The organism is Stenotrophomonas sp. HMSC10F06, from assembly GCF_001807865.1.
In the GTDB taxonomy this organism is placed as follows: domain Bacteria; phylum Pseudomonadota; class Gammaproteobacteria; order Xanthomonadales; family Xanthomonadaceae; genus Stenotrophomonas; species Stenotrophomonas bentonitica_A.
This window is the reverse complement of record NZ_KV791299.1, coordinates 51,573-68,540: the sequence shown is the minus strand read 5'-3', so window position 1 is coordinate 68,540 and position 16,968 is coordinate 51,573. Positions and strand designations below refer to the sequence as shown.

Sequence of the window (16,968 nt, the reverse complement as noted above, 5' to 3'; positions counted from 1 at the left end):
CGGACGGAACCGACCTTGGGGTCAGTGGGTCCGTCGGCTCAGGAGCAGCAACGAGATCGACTATGACTGTCCAAGGAGGGGGCCTCTGGAGGGAAAGGGAAGGTGGTGCGGGGCGGACCTTAGTCGGCCGCTGCCGGAGGGTCAAGCCCTTTTTCACGGCACGTGCCGGACTGTGGACCGGTTCACGGTGGAGAGTGTGCGCGGGTAGGCATCGCACGAAGCGGTCGCGATGGCGGCCGCCACATGGGCAGCATCTGTGGCATGTCGCGATCACCACCTTGCACGCAAAAAAAAACCACCCGCAGGCGGGTGGTTTTTTCTCTCGCCGTGCGCCGTCGATCAGTTGACGGTGGTGCTCGGCGTGGCCGCCTTCTGCGTCAGCAGGCGGTTGATGTCCTGCAGTTCGGCGATGTCCAGCGTGCCGACGGCCTGGCCCAGCTGCAGACGGTTCTGCAGGAAGGTGTAGCGGGCGTTGGCGTAGTCCAGCTGCGCGGAGAACAGGATGCGCTGGTTCTGGATCACGTCCAGCACGGTACGCGTACCGACTTCCAGGCCGACCTGCGAGGCGTCATAGGCGCTCTGTGCCGACACGACCGCCAGGCGACGCGCTTCCACTTCGCTGATGCCCGCCACCAGGGTCTGGTAGGCGTTGCGGGTGTTGCGGTCCAGGGCACGCTTCTGCTGCTCGTAACCGTCCTGGGCGATGTCACGCTGGGCCAGCGCCTGGCGCACGCCGGACTGGGTGGCGCCGCCGGAGAAGATCGGCACGTTCAGGGTCAGGCCGACGCTGTTGGTGCGGCGGTCCGGGCTGAAGCTGCCGCTGTCGCCGACCACATCACCCCAGCTGGCCGACTTGCCGGCAGTGGCACCGATCGACAGGGTCGGGTAGTGCGCGCCGCGGGCGGCCGAGACGCCGGATTCGGCAGCGTTGACCTTCAGTTCCTGCGCCTTCAGCGCCGGATTCTGCGCAACGGCCTCGTTCACCAGCGTATCGATGGTGGCGTACTTGGCCGGCAGCTCCGGACGGAAATCGGCCGGCAGGGCGCGCAGGTCGGTGACCGGCTGGCCGGTCAGTTCGGTCAGCGCCTGGTAGGCGTCGGCCAGGGTGTTCTGCGCGATGATCGTGTTGGCGCGCGCCTGGTCGTACTGGGCGCGGGCTTCGTGCACGTCGGTGATCGGGGCCAGGCCCACTTCCAGGCGCTTGTCGGCGAAGTCGAACTGCTTCTTGGCAGCGGCTTCGTTGGTCTGCGCGGCCGACAGCGATTCAATGCCCACCAGCACGTTGAAGTACGCCGCCGAGGTGCGCACGATCAGGTCGTCGTTGGCCGAATCCAGGGTGAAATCCGCTGCGCGGCTCAGTTCGCGCTGCGAACGCAGGTTGGCGAACTGGGTGAAGTTGAAGACCGTCTGGCTGCCGTTGATCGTGTAGTTCCGGCTCTTGGTGGTGAACGAGCTGGAGGTCAGATCATGGTTCGGGTTGGTGCGGCTGCGGTTGAGCGAGGCCTCGCCGTTGAGCTGCGGCAGCAATGCGGCACGCGCCTGCACGGCGCCTTCCTTGTCATACAGGCGGGTCGACTCGGCAGCCGAGAGCTGCGGATCGCCGTTGCGCGCCATTTCGTAGACCTGCAGCAGGTCGGCGGCAGAGGCGGTCATCGGCAGCAGGGCGGCGGCCAGCGCAAGGGCGAGGGATCGGCGGATCATTGCGGCTTCCTTGGACTCAGAGTTGGAACTGGGGTGCCGGGGCGGCACCGCGCAGGTAGTCGATATCGGTTTCGAACAGCGATTCAGTGGTGCCGTCCGCCTTGACCAGCACCGCTTCCATGACCGGGGACCGGCCACGGATCACGAACAGTCGACCGCCCGGACGCAGCCACTGGGCGAAACGTGACGGGATGACATCCACCGCGCCGGTGACGCAGATCGCATCGAAGCGGCGCTCGGTATCCCAGCTCAGCGCGTCGGCGGTTTCGATGCGGACGTTGTTGCCCAGGCTGGCGGCGTCCAGACGCGCGCGCGCGGTGGTGGCCAGCTCGGCATCGATCTCCAGGCTCAGCACTTCGCGGGCCAGCTCGCCCATGCAGGCGCTCAGGTAGCCGCTGCCGGTGCCGATTTCCAGCACTTCATCACCCGGCTGCAGATCCAGCGCCTGCAGGGTGCGGCCTTCGATGACCGGCTTCATCATCTTCTGGCCGTTGCCCAGCGGCAGCTCGATATCGGCGTAAGCCAGGGCCCGGTGCGATTCAGCGACGAACGCCTCCCGCGGCAAGCGTGCCAGTACATCGAGCACGCGGATTTCCAGCACATCCCAGGGGCGGATCTGCTGTTCGACCATCAGTTCGCGGGCGTGGGAGTAATCGATCGTCATGAGGTTCTATATCCAGCGCAGTGGGCCGGCCATTTTACCGGTGCCGGGAGCCGGCGGCGCGCTGAGAGCATCGCTGCCGTCGCGCCGGGGTCGCAGTGCCGGAAGTCACCGCGACCTCCGGTCCATTCAGTTTAGTGCCGCCGGGCATACGCCCGCAGGAAAAAGTCGACGCTGGCGCTCACATGAGCGTTGGCATCGCACTCGGCCGGGGCCGGCCGCAGCCCGCACATCATATGCGTATGCAGCTCGCCCTTGATCAAGGTCAGGAACTGGATGGCGGCGGTCGGGAAATCGGTGATCTCCAGCTCGCCGCGGGCCGTACGGGCACGCAGGAAGTCGGCCAGCGCATCGGTGGTCCGCTGCGGGCCGGCCAGCCAGAACATCTCGCGGATCCGATCATCGGTATCCGGCGACATCATCACACGCTGCACGGCGACGGCCGCATCGGAGGTGATCAGGGTGAAGAAGGCGTGGCCGATGCCCATCAGCTGGTCGCGCAGCGGGCCTTCGACGTCGGTGACGAACAGTTCGTCAGGCAGCATCTCGACGCATTTGGACTGCACTGCTTCGGTGAAAAGCGTCTCTTTGTCGCCGAAATGGCTGTAAACGGTCAGCTTCGATACGCCCGCTTGGGCGGCGATGCTGTCCATGCTCACCCCGTTGTAGCCTTGGTCGACGAACAGCGACTTGGCCGCTTCCAGGATGGCCGCGCGCTTGCCCAGATCCTTCGGGCGCCCCGGCCCGGCGGCCTTGGCGACCGGCTTGGAGGGCGATTTGGAGGAGGTCGGATCAGTCATCCAATCAATACTAGACCAATCGGTTCGATATTTATACTATACCGACTGGTTCAATATTGAGGCGATTGGAACAGAGCGTTTCCAATGGCTTTTCCCGGGTTACTTTCAGGTCCAGGACCTCATGAAAAACATGCGATGGATGGGTGGTGGGTTGCTGGCGCTGGCGTTGGCAGCATGTGGCAAGCAGGATGCCGAACCGGCCGCGCCGATGCCGGTGCTGGTTGTCCACCCGGGCACCGTGGCCGGCCAGGAAGTGGCCGCCTACCCCGGTGAGATCCGGGCCCGCGAGGAAAGCCCGCTCTCCTTCCGCGTCGGCGGCAATCTGATCAAGCGCCATGTCGATGCCGGCCAGCGCGTGCGCAAGGGCCAGTTGCTGGCCGAGCTGGACGCCGCCGACTACGCCTCCCAGGCCAGCGCCTCACAGGCGCAGCTGGCCGCTGCCGAAGCCGACCTGATCCGTGCCCGTGATGACCAGAAGCGCTACGCCACCCTGGCCGAGCAGCAACTGGTCAGCCAGTCCGCGCTGGACAGCCAGACTGCTGCCTTCAAGGCCGCGCAGGGCCAGGCCAATGCCGCACGCGCCAATCTGGCCGTGGCGCGCAACCAGGCCGAGTACGCGCAGCTGCGCGCGCCGGCCGATGGCGTGATCGCCAGTCGCCAGGCCGAAGCCGGGCAGGTGGTCAGCGCTGGGCAGACCGTGTTCACCCTGGCCGCCGACGGTGGCCGCGAAGTCGTGATCGCCCTGCCGGAGAGCAACATCCGCGATTACCAGGTCAGCCAGCCGGTGCAGGTGGAATTGTGGAACCGCCCCGGCCAGATGCTGCCGGGCACGATCCGTGAGATCGCCCCGGCCGCCGATGCACAGGGGCGCACCTATGCCACCCGCGTCAGCCTGGCACCGGAAGCGTTGACCGAAGTGGAACTGGGCCAGAGCGCGCGCGTGTTCGCCGCCGCAGGACGCCAGGGCACGCTGCAGTTGCCGCTGGCCGCCGTACAGCGCGGCGCCGACGGCCGCAGCAGCGTGTGGGTGGTCGATCCGGCCAAGCACACGTTGAAGGCCACGCCGGTGACGGTCGGGGCGTACGCCGTTGAATCGGTTCCGGTGCTGAGCGGGGTGACTGCGAACGACTGGGTGGTCGCCGCCGGCGGCCATCTGCTGCGCGAGGGCCAGCCGGTGACGGCGGTGGACCGCCAGAACCGCCCGGTGCTGGCACCGGCAGCCAAGCCTGCCGCGGCCGACGCGCCTGCTGCCGGCAAGGGGAACTGATCCCGTGCGCCGCTTCAATCTTTCCGAATGGGCGCTGGGCAACCGGCCCCTGGTGCTGTTTGCGATGCTGGCCTTCGCGATCATCGGCGCGTGGTCGTACAAGCACCTGGGCCAGTCCGAAGATCCCCCGTTCACCTTCAAGGTGATGGTGGTGCGCACGAACTGGCCCGGCGCGACCGCCGAACAGGTCTCCCGCCAGGTCACCGAGCCGATCGAAAAAGCCCTGCTGAACACCGGGCAGTACGAGTTCATCCGCTCCTACTCGCGCCCGGGCGAATCGCAGGTGATCTTCGTGGCGCGCGACAGCCTGCGCTCCAAGGCGATTCCCGACCTGTGGTACCAGGTGCGCAAGCGCGTGGGCGACATCAAGCCGACCCTGCCGCGCGAGATCGTCGGTCCGTTCTTCAACGACGAATTCGGCGACACCTTCGGCAACATCTACGCGTTGACCGGGCGGGGCTTCGACTACGCCGTGATGCGCGACTACGCCGACCGCATCCAGCTGGAACTGCAGCGCGTGCCCGATGTGGGCAAGATCGAGCTGGAAGGCCTGCAGGACGAAAAGGTCTGGATCGAGCTGTCCAACACCAAGCTGGCCACGCTGGGCGTATCGCTGCAGCAGGTGCAGCAGGCCTTGGCCGACCAGAACGCGATTGCCGCCACCAGCTTCTTTGAAACCCCGACCGATCGCGTGCAGCTGCGCGTCACCGGGCAGTTCCAGAGCGTGGAGGACATCCGCAGCTTCCCGATCCAGGCCGGCGACCGCACCGTGCACCTGGGCGACATCGCCGAGATCAAGCGCGGTTTTGCCGATCCGGCGTCGCCGAAGATGCGCTTCATGGGCGAAGACGCCATCGGCATTGCGGTGGCGATGAAAGACGGCGGCGACATCCTCAAACTGGGCAGTACGCTGGACGCCGAGTTCGAACGCCTGCAGAAGACGCTGCCGGCCGGCATGCAGCTGCGCAAGGTCTCCGACCAGCCGCATGCGGTGGAAGAGTCGGTCGGCGAGTTCGTGCAGGTGCTGACCGAAGCGGTGGTGATCGTGCTGCTGGTGAGCTTCTTCTCGCTCGGACTGCGCACCGGCCTGGTGGTGGGCGTGACCATTCCGCTGGTGCTGGCGATGACCTTCTTCGTCATGCATTACTTCGGCATCGGCCTGCACAAGATTTCCCTGGGCGCGCTGGTGCTGGCGCTGGGCCTGCTGGTGGACGATGCGATCATCGCCGTGGAGATGATGGCGACCAAGATGGAGCAGGGGTACGACCGCCTGCGCGCGGCCAGCTTCGCGTGGGAGTCGACCGCGTTCCCGATGCTGACCGGCACGCTGATCACCGCGGCCGGCTTCCTGCCGATCGCCACGGCCGCCTCCAGCACGGGCGAGTACACCCGCTCGCTGTTCCAGGTGGTGACCATCGCACTGGTGGTGTCGTGGATCGCCGCGGTGCTGTTCATTCCGTACCTGGGCGACAAGATGTTGCCGGACCTGTTCAACCCGCAGCCGCCCAAGCCGGACAGCCTGGTCGGGCGCTGGCACGCGCGTCGCATGCAGTGGGCCGACCGCCATCCCGCGTTCGCGCGCTGGATCGCACCGAAGGTGCATGCGCACGACCACGATCCGTACCAGCGTCCGTTCTACGTGCGCTTCCGCAGGTTCCTCGATGTCTGCCTGCGCCATCGCTGGTGGGTGATCGCCGCCACCGCCGCGCTGTTCGTGTTCTCGCTGCTGATCTTCCGCTTCGTGCCCCAGCAGTTCTTCCCGGATTCGACCCGCCCGGAACTGATGGTGGACATCGAACTGGCCGAGGGCGCCTCGCTGCAGGCGACCCAGGCCCAGGCGGCCAAGCTGGAAAAACTGCTCAAGGACCGCGAGGGCATCAGCAACTATGTCGCTTACGTGGGCACCGGCTCGCCGCGCTTCTACCTGCCGTTGGACCAGCAGCTGCCGGCCACCAACTTCTCGCAGTTCGTGGTGCTGACCGAGAACACCAAGGCACGTGAGGCGACCCGCGACTGGCTGCTCAAGGACGTGATTCCGCAGTTCCCGGACGTGCAGATGCGCGTGACCCGCCTGGAGAACGGCCCGCCGGTCGGCTACCCGGTGCAGATGCGCATCTCCGGCGAGCATATCGAGCAGGTGCAGGCCATCGCCCGGCAGGTGGAAGCCAAGGTGCGTGCGAACCCGCACGTGATGAACGTCAACCTGGACTGGAGCGAGCCGAGCAAAGTGGTACGGCTGGTGATCGACCAGGACCGGGCACGCGCACTGGGTGTGAGCAGCGCGCAGGTGAGCCAGCTGCTGGGCACCTCGTTGTCGGGCATGAGTGTGAGCACCTACCGGGAAGGCAACCGCCTGATCGAAATGCTGCTGCGTGGGCCGGACAACGAACGCGTGCGGCTGGACATGCTGGGCAGCCTGGCGATCCCGACCAGCAGCGGCACCTCGGTGACGCTGTCGCAGGTGGCGCGCCTGGAGTACGTGTTCGAGGACGGCATCATCTGGCACCGCAACCGCCTGCCGACGGTGACGGTGCGCGCCGACATCGCCGATGCGAAGCAGCCGCTGGACGTGGTGCAGCAGATCCTGCCGACACTGGAGGAAATCCGTGCCGGGCTGCCGTCCGGCTACCTGCTTGAAACCGGCGGCACCGTGGAGGATTCCACGCGCGGCCAGGATTCGATCAAGGCCGGCATGCCGCTGTTCCTGATCGTGGTGGCGACCCTGCTGATGCTGCAGCTGCGCAGCTTCTCGCGTGCGGCGATGGTGCTGGTCACCGCGCCGCTGGGCATCATCGGCGCAACCCTGTTCCTGTTGCTGTTCCGTGCACCGTTCGGCTTCGTGGCCCTGCTGGGCACGATCGCGCTGGCTGGCATGATCATGCGCAATTCGGTGATCCTGATCGACCAGATCCAGCAGGACATCGACGCCGGCCACGACCGCTGGCACGCGATCATCGATGCCACCGTGCGCCGCTTCCGACCGATCGTGCTGACCGCGCTGGCCGCGGTGCTGGCGATGATCCCGCTGTCGCGCAGTGCGTTCTACGGCTCGATGGCGATCTCGATCATGGGCGGCCTGATCGTCGGTACCGTGCTGACCCTGGTGTTCCTGCCCGCACTGTATGCGGCGTGGTTCCGAGTGAAGCCGGATGAGGCGGGCGCTGGCACGCCGCACTGACTGACGCGTCAGATGACGCCCAAAGTCGCAGCGGATGCCTTCCGCTGCGCCTTTTTACTGATCCGTGTCAGTAAACGCCCTGCGCCAGCATCGCATCGGCCACTTTGACGAAGCCGGCGATATTGGCGCCATCCACGTAGTTCACGCTGCCATCGGCCCGCTTGCCATGGCGCACGCAGTTGGCGTGGATATCCTTCATGATGCCGTGCAGGCGCTCATCGACATCGGCGTGGTGCCACGACAGGCGCTGCGCGTTCTGGCTCATTTCCAGCCCCGAGGTGGCCACGCCGCCGGCGTTGCTGGCCTTGCCCGGCGCATACAGGGTGCCTGCCTTGAGGAAGACCTCCATGGCCTCCAGTGTCGACGGCATGTTGGCGCCTTCGGCCACGCACAGCACATCGTTGTCCACCAAGGCGCGGGCGTCGTTCTCGTCCAGTTCGTTCTGGGTGGCGCAGGGCAGGGCGATCTCAGCCGGGATGTGCCAGGGGCGCTTGCCGTCCAGGTACTCGAAGCGTGTGTCGTCGGCCAGTTCGGACAGGCAGCCGCGACGTTCGTTGCGCAGTTCCATCACCTCCTGCAGGCCCGCTTCGTCGAAGCCCTCCCGGGCGTACAGCGTGCCGCCGGAATCGGAAAGCGTGAGGACTTTCGCGCCGAGTTCGATGGCTTTGATCGCCGCATGCTGGGCCACGTTGCCAGCGCCGGAAATCAGCACTTTCGCGCCATCGGTATTGCGCCGCGCATGGTGCAGCATCTGCTCGACAAAGTAGACCGTGCCGAAGCCCGTCGCTTCCGGGCGCATCAGGCTGCCACCATAGGAGAGGCCTTTGCCGGTGAACACGCAGGCGGCATTGTTGGTGAGCTTCTTCATCATGCCGGCCATGTAGCCGACCTCGCGCGCGCCCACGCCGATATCGCCAGCCGGTACATCGGTGTCTGCCCCCAGGTGGCGATGCAGTTCCAGCATCAGCGCCTGGCAGAAGCGCATCACCTCGGTGTCGCTGCGGCCCTTGGGATTGAAATCCGAACCGCCCTTGCCACCGCCCATCGGCAGGGTGGTCAGCGCGTTCTTCAGGGTCTGCTCGAACGCCAGGAACTTCAGGATCGACTGGTTCACCGAGGGATGAAAGCGCATGCCGCCCTTGAACGGACCGATCGCCGAGCTGTGCTGCACGCGCCAGCCACGGTTGACATGGGTCTTGCCGGCATCATCGGCCCAGGCAACGCGGAACTGGATCACCCGCTCCGGCTCCACCAGCCGCTCCAGCAGGCCCTGTTCCAGGTAGCGGGGGTGGCGCTGCAGGAACGGCCACAGGCTCTGGATCACTTCTTTGACGGCCTGCAGGAATTCCGGCTGGTGCGGATCACGCTGGGCCACGTGGTTGAGAAAGTCGTCAGAGGAACGATGGTTCAAGGGCTTTCCTTGTTGGGGGCCGGCCGCTGACTGCGACGTGGCCGACGGGACAGGGAGGCCGTGCGGGATGTAGAAACACGAACGCGGCCCTCAGGCCGCGCTCGTTGCGATCATTGCAGCTTGGCAAGGACCGCGTCGGTTGCGGCGGCGGTACTCACCGCGAAACCCTTGGCGGCGAGGTCGGCGGTGAACACGCCGTCATCCAGTACGGCGTACACCGCTGCCTCGACCGTAGCAGCCTCTTCGTCCAGCCCCAGTGAATGCCGCAGCAGCATCGCAGCGCTGAAGATCGTGGCGTAGGGATTGGCGATGCCCTTGCCGGCGATGTCCGGCGCCGAGCCGTGGATCGGCTCGTAGATGCCGACCGCGCCGGGCTCGCCCAGCGAGGCCGAGGGCAGCAGGCCGAGCGAGCCGGCCAGCATCGAGGCTTCGTCGGTGAGGATGTCGCCGAACATGTTCTCGGTCACGATCACGTCGTACTCGCGCGGCTTGGCCAGCAGGTGCATGGCCATCGAATCGACCAGCTGGTGCTCCAGGGCAATCTCCGGGAATTCCTCGCGGCCGATCCGTGCGGCGACGTCGCGCCACAGGCGCGAGGTCTCCAGGACGTTGGCCTTGTCCACCGAGGTGACCTTGCCGCGGCGGGTCTGCGCGAGCCGGAACGCGGTGCGCATGACGCGCTCGATCTCGCCCACGCTGTAACTGCACAGGTCGCTGGCGGTGTCGGCGGTGCGGGTCTTCTCACCGAAGTAGATGCCGCCGGTCAGTTCGCGCACGACCACGAAGTCCACACCCTCCAGCAGTTCGGCCTTGATCGGCGAGGCGCCAAGCGCGGCCGCGTGCGTGCGCACCGGGCGCAGGTTGGCGTACAGACCCAGCGCCTTTCGGATCGCCAGCAGGCCCTGTTCCGGGCGGACCTTGGCATTCGGGTCGGACCACTTCGGCCCGCCCACCGCGCCAAGCAGGATGGCGTCTGCCTTGCGGCACGCCTCCAGCGTGGTGGCCGGCAGCGGCTCGCCGTGGCGATCGATGGCGATGCCCCCGATATCGTGCTCCTGGAACCCGAAGGTGTGACCGAAACGGGTGGCGACGGCTTCCAGCACCGCGACGGCGGCGGCGGCGACTTCCGGACCGATGCCATCACCGGGCAATACGACAATCTCAGCGTGCATGTTCACTCTCGTAACGTTCAATGTCAGGGGTGCGGCCCAACAGATACCCCAATTGGTCCACGCCTTCCAGCAGGCAGGTCTGCGAGAAGCCGTCCAGCGGGAAGGTATACACACGCCCGTCGGGCGTGCGCAGTTCGCGTGCGGCCACGTCGATGGTCAGTGCGTCATCCGGGCGCTGCATCAGCGTCTGCACGTCGGCTTCGTCCAGCACGATCGGCAGCAGGCCGTTCTTCAGCGAATTGCCGCGGAAGATATCGGCGATCTCGCTGCTGACGATGGCGCGCAGGCCCAGGTCGGTCAGCGCCCACGGCGCATGCTCGCGCGAAGAGCCGCAGCCGAAGTTGCGGCCGGCCAGCAGGATGCTGCGGCCGGCGTTGTGCGGCTGGTTGAAGGCGAACGCCGGGTTCGGCACGCCTTCGCTCTGCCAGCGCCAATCATTGAACGCATGCTTGCCCAGCCCGACGCGCTCGGTGGTGGACAGGAAGCGCGCGGGGATGATCTGGTCGGTATCGATGTTGGTCTCGCGCAGCACCACGCTGGTCGAGGTCAGGGTACGGAAGCCGCTCATCAGGCCACCTCCAGCGTGGCATACAGTTCACGTGGGTCGGCGACGCGGCCGTTCACTGCGGCCCAGGCGGCTGTCATCGGCGAGGCCAGCAGGGTGCGCGAACCGGGGCCCTGGCGGCCTTCGAAATTGCGGTTGCTGGTGCTGACGGCCAGCTGCCCCGGGGCGACCAGGTCGCCGTTCATGGCGATGCACATCGAACAGCCGGGCTCGCGCCATTCGGCACCGGCAGCGCGCACCACCACATCGATGCCTTCGGCTTCGGCCTGGCGCTTGACGATTTCCGAGCCCGGCACCACCAGCATGCGCACGCTCGGGGCGACGCGGCGGCCCTGGAGTACCTGCGCCACTTCGCGCATGTCGCTCAGGCGGCCGTTGGTGCAGGAACCGACGAAGACCACATCCACCGGGGTGCCGGCCAGGGTCTGCCCGGCGTGGAAGTGCATGTAATCCAGGCCCTTCTGGTCGGCCGCATCGTTGGCCGCCGGAATCGGCTGGTCCACGGCGATGGCGGTGCCGGGGTGGGTGCCCCAGGTCAGGGTCGGCCGGATGTCGGCGGCGTCGATGTGGACCTCGACATCGAAGCGCGCACCTTCATCGCTGCGCAGCTGCGACCACGCGGCCACGGCGGTATCGAAGTCGGCGCCCTTGGGGCCACGCGGGGTGGCGGCCACCCAGTCGAAGGTGACCTGGTCGGGGGCGACCATGCCGGCACGTGCCCCGGCTTCGATGGACATGTTGCACAAGGTCATGCGCTGCTCCATGTCCATCGCTTCGATCGCGCTGCCGCGGAACTCCAGCACATGGCCGGTGCCACCGTTGACGCCGATCACGCCGATGATATGCAGCACCACGTCCTTGGCGCCGACGCCCTGCGCCAGCGTGCCATCCACGGTGATCGCCATCGTTTTCGCCTTGCGCTGCAGCAGGCACTGGGTGGCCAGCACGTGGCCGACCTCGCTGGTGCCGATGCCGAAGGCGAGCGCGCCGAACGCGCCGTGGGTGGAGGTGTGGCTGTCACCGCAGACGATGGTCATCCCCGGCTGGGTAAAGCCCTGTTCGGGGGCGATCACGTGCACGATGCCGCGGCTGGCCGATTGCAGGTCGAACAGCTCGATGCCGTGCGTGGCGCAGTTGTCGGCCAGCATCGCCACCTGGGCTTCGGAGGCGGCGCTGGCATACGGCAGCTTGCCATCGGCAGCGGCCGGCAGGGTCGGGGTGGAGTGGTCCATAGTCGCCTTGGTCCGGTCCGGCCGGCGCGGGGAGAGGCCGCGCTCGCGCAGTTCGGTGAAGGCCTGCGGCGAGGTCACTTCGTGGATCAGGTGCAGGTCGATGTACAGCACGGCGGGGGCGCTGTCGGTTTCGGGCACGACGACGTGGGCGTCCCACAGTTTGTCGTACAGGGTGCGGGGAGCTGGGGTCATGGACTGGCCTTGCTGCGGTTCGGGGTACGTCATGGGGTGCTCAGGCCGCGGCGGTGGCCGTGGGCTGCTCGGTCGTCGCGCTGCGCTGGCGCAGCAGACGGTTGGCCACCTCCAGCCACGCCAATGCGGAGGCTTCGATGATGTCGCGGCTGGTGCCGGTGCCTTCGTACTCCACGCCTTCGTGGCGCACGCTCAGGTTGGCTTCGCCGCGCGCATCGGCGCCGATGCCCACACTGTGCACGTGGTAGCTGTCCAGCATCAACTGCACGCCGGTCGCGGCCGACAGCGCGCCGAACAACGCATCCACCGGGCCATCGCCCTGGGCGGTCTCGGCAACCCGGTTGCCTTCAGGATCGGACAGCTCGACCAGCGCATTGGCGCGGCTGCCGACGTCGCTGATCGTCATCGACGCCAGGCGGTAGCCGTTCTGGGTGGCACTGCCCTGCATCAGGGTCTGCAGGTCGGCATCGGTGACCACGCGCTGCTGCTCGCACAGCGCCTTGAACTGTTCGAAGACCAGCTTCAGCTCTTCTTCTTCCAGCCAGAAGCCCAACGCACGCAGGCGCTGGTCGACCGCGGCGCGGCCACTGTGGCGGCCCAGCACCATCTGCGAGGACTCCCAGCCCACGTCTTCCGGTCGCATGATTTCGTAGGTGCCGCGGTGGCGCAGCATGCCGTGCTGGTGGATGCCCGACTCGTGCGCGAAGGCGTTGGCGCCGACGATCGCCTTGTTGCGCTGGACCGGCATGCCGACCAGGCGCTGCAGCAGCTGCGAGGTAGCTACGATGCGCTGGGTGTTGATGCGCGTGTCTTCGTCGTAGAAGGCGTTGCGTACCTTCAGCACCATCGCGATCTCTTCCAGCGAGCAGTTGCCCGCGCGCTCACCGATGCCGTTGATGGTGCACTCGACCTGGCGTGCACCACCTTCGATGGCGGCCAGTGAATTGGCCACGGCCAGGCCCAGATCGTTGTGGCAGTGCGCGCTGAAGATGATCCGGTCGCTGTCGGGCACGCCGGCGATCACCCGCTGGAACATGCCGCGGATCTCTTCGGGCGTGGTGAACCCCACGGTGTCGGGCAGGTTGATGGTGGTGGCGCCGGCGGCCACGGCCACGCGGGCAACCTCGATCAGGAAATCTTCCTCGGTGCGCGTGGCATCTTCAGCGGAGAACTCCACATCGCCCACGTAGCTGCGGGCCAGGCTGACGTGCTTGTGCACCGACTCCAGCACCTGCTCGCGGCTCATGCGCAGCTTGTGCTCGCGATGCAGCGGGCTGGTCGACAGGAATACATGCAGGCGCGGGTTCGCGGCGGCTTCCAGCGCCTTGGCCGAGGTTTCGATATCGGCGGCCAGGCAGCGCGACAGCACGGCCAGGGTCGGGCGACGGACCTCACGGGCGATCATCGCCATCGCTTCGCGGTCGGACTGGGAACTGGCCGGGAAGCCGGTTTCCATGACATCCACGCCCAGCTCGTCCAGCGCGCGGGCCATCACCAGCTTCTGCTGCGGGCTCATGCTGCAGCCGGGCGATTGCTCGCCGTCGCGCAGGGTGGTGTCGAAAATTCTGATTCGGGGGGAGTTGGGCATGGTCACCAGGAGGTCTCCTCGACGGCAATGTCGGATGGGATGGCAGAGGTAGGAATCGAAACGGAAATCGGGGGTGTCGCGAGCACGGTTGGTAGGGGCGGGCGTGTTCGCTCGCTGGCGCGGCGGCGCGGTTTGCGCGGGGGGCGGGGGCGGATGTCGGCCAGCAGCTGGGCCAGGACCAGCGCATCGATGTTGCCGCCGGAGACCACCGCGCACTTGCGCTTGCCGGCCACGCGGCGGCCGGCGGCCAGCGCCAGCGCGCCGGCGCCTTCGGCGATGACGTGTTCTTCCAGCGCCAACCGCACCAGGGTTTCGCGCAGCTCGGCTTCACGCACGATGACGACATCGTCCAGCAACGCGCTGCACAGCCTGCGGGTCAGGAAACCGGGGATCTTCACCTTGACGCCGTCGGCCAGGGTGGCGACCGGGGCGATCTCACGCACGTCGCCGCGGATCGCACGGGCCATCGAATCGACGCCCTCGACCTGCGCGCCGACGATGCGTACACCCTGCGATTTCAGCGCCAGCGCGACGCCCGAAGCCAGGCCACCGCCGCCGATCGGCACGATCACCACGTCGGGCGCATGCGGGGCCAGTTCGATGCCCAGGGTGCCCTGGCCGGCGATCACATCGGGATCGTCGAAGGCGGACAGGAAACGGTAGCCGTGCTGGTCGGCCAGGGCGCGGGCGAAGGCATAGGCCTCGTCGTAGCTCTCGCCGTGCTGGCGGACCGTGGCGCCCCAGTGGGCTACGCCGGCAATCTTGGTGGCGGGCGCACCGTGGGGCATCACGGTGATCGCGGGGATGTTCAGACGGTAGGCGGCCCAGGCCACGCCCTGGGCGTGGTTGCCGGCGGAGGCGCAGATGACCGGGCGGTCATCGCCGCGCTCACGCCCGGCCAGCAGTGCGTTCAGGGCGCCGCGCACCTTGTACGACCCGGTGCGCTGCAGGTTCTCCAGCTTCAGCCACACGCCGAAACGTTCGGCGTAATGCAGCGGCGTGGGCGGCAGGAAGCGGCGCAGCCGCGCCTGCGCGGCCAGCACATCGGCGACGCTTACGTCGCCTACGTCCGGTTCCTGCGGGGTACGGCTAGCCGGCATCACGCACCCGGCGATGGTGATCGTTCCGGAGCGACGCGCGCTGCCACGGCGCACGGTGCGACGTACGACCGAGAAGACACCTCCGTACCGGCACCGATGCAACGGTGCGGGCGTTCATGCGGATACTCCAGTACCGGGCTCCAGTGCGCTGATGCGCACCGACACACAGTCGTAGATCTTCTCGATCTGGCGGCGCAGGGTTTCCGGCGGGCGGGTGGAATCGACCACCAGCTGCAGGTGCCAGCGACCATCGTCGGCGGCATTGGGCGCACCGGCGATCGCGCGCGGTGCGAAGCCGCGGCGTTCGGCCATGCCGATCACGCGCAGCAGCGCGCCTTCGGCCGGGGTCAGCACCAGGTCAAGCCGGTATTGCATTGGGGAACTCCTGGGACTGATGAGCGGGGTTGCTTTCCAGCATCGTGCTGTTGGCATTGTTGGGCGGCACCAGCGGCCACACGTTGGCACGCGCATCGATGGCCACATGCAGCAGAGCCGGGCCAGGCTGGGCCAGCATCGCGGCCAGGCCACCTTCGACATCGTCACGTGCTTCGATGCGCGTGGCCGGAATGCCGAACACCTGCGCCAGCGCCGCGAAGTCCGGGTTGTCGGACAGATCGATCTCGCTGTAGCGCTCGGCGAAGAACAGCTCCTGCCACTGGCGGACCATGCCCAGCGAGCTGTTGTCCAGCAGCACGATCTTCACCGGCAGGCGGCAGCGGGCGATGGTGACCAGCTCCTGCACGTTCATCATGAAACTGCCATCACCGGAGACCAGCACCACAGTGCGATCGGGGCAGGCGAACTGCGCCCCCATCGCTGCGGGCAGGCCGAAGCCCATGGTGCCCAGCGCGCCGCTGGTCAGGTGGTTGCGCGGGTGGGTGAAGCGGCAATGCTGGGCGACCCACATCTGATGCTGGCCGACATCGCAGGCGATGATCGCATCGCTCGGCGCGAGCTCGCTCAGGCGCTTCAGCAGTGCCGGGGCGTAGATGTGCTTGCCCGGTGCGTCGTAGCGCGGGGCGAAGCGTTCACGGTGGCCCTGACAGCGCTTGGCCCAGGCCTCCTGCGTGGCTGGCGCGGTGGCCGCGGCGGTCAGGGCGCGCAGCGCCGTACCGACGTTGCCCGGCACCGCGATGTCGGCGGTGCGCAGCTTGGAGATTTCGTACGCATCGGCATCGATATGCACGACACGCGCGAATGGGGCGAACTCGTTCAACTTGCCGGTGGCCCGGTCATCGAAACGTGCGCCGACCACGATCAGCAGATCGCTTTCCTGCACGGCCATGTTGGCTGCGCGGGTGCCGTGCATGCCCAGCATGCCCAGGTAGTGCGGGTGCTGCGGCGGCAGTGCGCCCAGCCCGCGCAGGGTCAGCACGGTTGGAATACGGGTCGCCTCGACGAAGGCACGGAAGTCCTCCACCGCATCGCCCAGCGCCACGCCACCCCCGGCATAGATCACCGGCTTCTCGGCCCCGGCGATGGCGGCGATGGTCTGCGCGATGGCGTCGTCATTCGGCGCCGGCGGTGCGACCACCGTGGACGGCACGTGGTCGGGCAGGTGCGACGCATCGGCCACCTGCACGTCCTTGGGCAGATCGATCAGCACCGGCCCCGGGCGACCCTCGCGGGCGATACGGAACGCATCGGCGACCACCTGCGGCAGGTCATCGACCGAGCGCACCAGCCAGCTGTGCTTGACGATCGGCAGGGTCAGCCCGAACACGTCCAGTTCCTGGAACGCGTCGGTGCCCAGCAGCGGGGTGGCGACCTGACCGGTGATGCAGACCATCGGCACCGAATCCAGCATCGCATCGGCGATGCCGGTGACCAGGTTGGACGCGCCCGGGCCGGAGGTGGCGACGCAGACGCCGACCCGGCCGCTGGCACGGGCGAAGCCGTTGGCGGCCAGGGCCGCGCCCTGCTCATGGCGGACCAGGATGTGCTTCAGCCCGGAATCCACCAGGGCGTCATAGAACGGCATGATGGTGCCGCCCGGATAGCCGAACAGCGTATGCACGCCCTCGGCTTCCAGGGCCTGCGTCAACCAGCGTGCGCCGTTGCGGGGCGCGGTGCTGTGTGCGGAGGTATTCATGCGGTGACC

Annotated in this window: 13 protein-coding genes; 2 read left to right on the top strand and 11 right to left on the bottom strand. The window is 67.3% G+C overall.

What is annotated here, in order from left to right; all coding sequences use genetic code 11:
- Positions 1–339 precede the first annotated feature (339 nt).
- The 3 genes from HMPREF3113_RS14570 to HMPREF3113_RS14560 form a co-directional block, all read right to left on the bottom strand.
- Complete coding sequence (locus HMPREF3113_RS14570; protein ID WP_019183798.1) at positions 340–1,701, bottom strand: TolC family outer membrane protein; 1,362 nt, start codon at positions 1,699–1,701, stop codon at positions 340–342.
- 16 nt (positions 1,702–1,717) lie between these two features.
- Positions 1,718–2,365, bottom strand: a complete 648-nt coding sequence (locus tag HMPREF3113_RS14565; RefSeq protein ID WP_070473604.1) for a protein-L-isoaspartate O-methyltransferase family protein — start codon at positions 2,363–2,365, stop codon at positions 1,718–1,720.
- Between the two features lie 131 nt (positions 2,366–2,496).
- Positions 2,497–3,162, bottom strand: coding sequence for a TetR/AcrR family transcriptional regulator (locus HMPREF3113_RS14560; RefSeq protein ID WP_070425872.1), 666 nt, complete (start codon positions 3,160–3,162; stop codon positions 2,497–2,499).
- Between the two features lie 121 nt (positions 3,163–3,283).
- Here HMPREF3113_RS14560 and HMPREF3113_RS14555 point away from each other — a divergent pair, with 121 nt between their 5' ends.
- Both HMPREF3113_RS14555 and HMPREF3113_RS14550 read left to right on the top strand, forming a co-directional pair.
- The gene (locus tag HMPREF3113_RS14555; protein WP_070473602.1) at positions 3,284–4,429 is read left to right on the top strand and encodes an efflux RND transporter periplasmic adaptor subunit; all 1,146 of its coding nucleotides are present in this window, start codon (positions 3,284–3,286) and stop codon (positions 4,427–4,429) included.
- Positions 4,430–4,433: 4 nt separating this feature from the next.
- Positions 4,434–7,607 carry an efflux RND transporter permease subunit gene (locus HMPREF3113_RS14550; protein ID WP_070473601.1) on the top strand — a complete coding sequence of 1,058 codons (3,174 nt, stop codon included), beginning with the start codon at positions 4,434–4,436 and terminating at the stop codon, positions 7,605–7,607.
- A gap of 67 nt (positions 7,608–7,674) precedes the next feature.
- Here the strand turns inward: HMPREF3113_RS14550 and gdhA are convergent, their stop codons facing one another.
- From gdhA to ilvG, 8 genes are all read right to left on the bottom strand, one after another.
- Entirely contained in the window at positions 7,675–9,018 is a 1,344-nt protein-coding gene (gene gdhA / locus HMPREF3113_RS14545) for an NADP-specific glutamate dehydrogenase (protein WP_070473598.1), read from the bottom strand.
- A gap of 110 nt (positions 9,019–9,128) precedes the next feature.
- Complete coding sequence (leuB, locus tag HMPREF3113_RS14540) at positions 9,129–10,190, bottom strand: 3-isopropylmalate dehydrogenase (RefSeq protein ID WP_019183805.1); 1,062 nt, start codon at positions 10,188–10,190, stop codon at positions 9,129–9,131.
- Positions 10,180–10,758 carry a 3-isopropylmalate dehydratase small subunit gene (gene leuD, locus HMPREF3113_RS14535; RefSeq protein ID WP_019183806.1) on the bottom strand — a complete coding sequence of 193 codons (579 nt, stop codon included), beginning with the start codon at positions 10,756–10,758 and terminating at the stop codon, positions 10,180–10,182. The genes leuB and leuD overlap by 11 nt, the downstream gene beginning before the upstream one ends.
- Positions 10,758–12,179 (bottom strand): 3-isopropylmalate dehydratase large subunit, encoded by a 1,422-nt coding sequence (gene leuC / locus HMPREF3113_RS14530; RefSeq protein ID WP_070473688.1) that lies wholly within the window; start codon positions 12,177–12,179, stop codon positions 10,758–10,760. The genes leuD and leuC overlap by 1 nt, the downstream gene beginning before the upstream one ends.
- 40 nt (positions 12,180–12,219) lie before the next feature.
- Entirely contained in the window at positions 12,220–13,767 is a 1,548-nt protein-coding gene (locus HMPREF3113_RS14525; RefSeq protein ID WP_037553334.1) for a 2-isopropylmalate synthase, read from the bottom strand.
- 2 nt (positions 13,768–13,769) lie between these two features.
- Positions 13,770–14,867, bottom strand: coding sequence for a threonine dehydratase (locus HMPREF3113_RS14520; protein ID WP_026069874.1), 1,098 nt, complete (start codon positions 14,865–14,867; stop codon positions 13,770–13,772).
- Between the two features lie 114 nt (positions 14,868–14,981).
- Positions 14,982–15,242 carry an ACT domain-containing protein gene (locus HMPREF3113_RS14515; protein WP_070473596.1) on the bottom strand — a complete coding sequence of 87 codons (261 nt, stop codon included), beginning with the start codon at positions 15,240–15,242 and terminating at the stop codon, positions 14,982–14,984.
- Positions 15,226–16,959: an acetolactate synthase 2 catalytic subunit gene (gene ilvG / locus HMPREF3113_RS14510; RefSeq protein ID WP_070473594.1), complete on the bottom strand. Its 1,734-nt coding sequence runs from the start codon at positions 16,957–16,959 to the stop codon at positions 15,226–15,228. The genes HMPREF3113_RS14515 and ilvG overlap by 17 nt, the downstream gene beginning before the upstream one ends.
- Positions 16,960–16,968 lie beyond the last annotated feature (9 nt).

Coding starts and splice junctions, on each gene's coding strand:
- HMPREF3113_RS14570 (WP_019183798.1), bottom strand. CDS start 1,701: ATGATCCGCCGATCCCTCGCCCTTGCGCTGGCCGCCGCCCTGCTGCCG.
- HMPREF3113_RS14520 (WP_026069874.1), bottom strand. CDS start 14,867: ATGCCGGCTAGCCGTACCCCGCAGGAACCGGACGTAGGCGACGTAAGC.
- leuC (WP_070473688.1), bottom strand. CDS start 12,179: ATGACCCCAGCTCCCCGCACCCTGTACGACAAACTGTGGGACGCCCAC.
- HMPREF3113_RS14525 (WP_037553334.1), bottom strand. CDS start 13,767: ATGCCCAACTCCCCCCGAATCAGAATTTTCGACACCACCCTGCGCGAC.
- HMPREF3113_RS14565 (WP_070473604.1), bottom strand. CDS start 2,365: ATGACGATCGATTACTCCCACGCCCGCGAACTGATGGTCGAACAGCAG.
- HMPREF3113_RS14515 (WP_070473596.1), bottom strand. CDS start 15,242: ATGCAATACCGGCTTGACCTGGTGCTGACCCCGGCCGAAGGCGCGCTG.
- ilvG (WP_070473594.1), bottom strand. CDS start 16,959: ATGAATACCTCCGCACACAGCACCGCGCCCCGCAACGGCGCACGCTGG.
- leuD (WP_019183806.1), bottom strand. CDS start 10,758: ATGAGCGGCTTCCGTACCCTGACCTCGACCAGCGTGGTGCTGCGCGAG.
- HMPREF3113_RS14560 (WP_070425872.1), bottom strand. CDS start 3,162: ATGACTGATCCGACCTCCTCCAAATCGCCCTCCAAGCCGGTCGCCAAG.
- HMPREF3113_RS14555 (WP_070473602.1), top strand. CDS start 3,284: ATGAAAAACATGCGATGGATGGGTGGTGGGTTGCTGGCGCTGGCGTTG.
- leuB (WP_019183805.1), bottom strand. CDS start 10,190: ATGCACGCTGAGATTGTCGTATTGCCCGGTGATGGCATCGGTCCGGAA.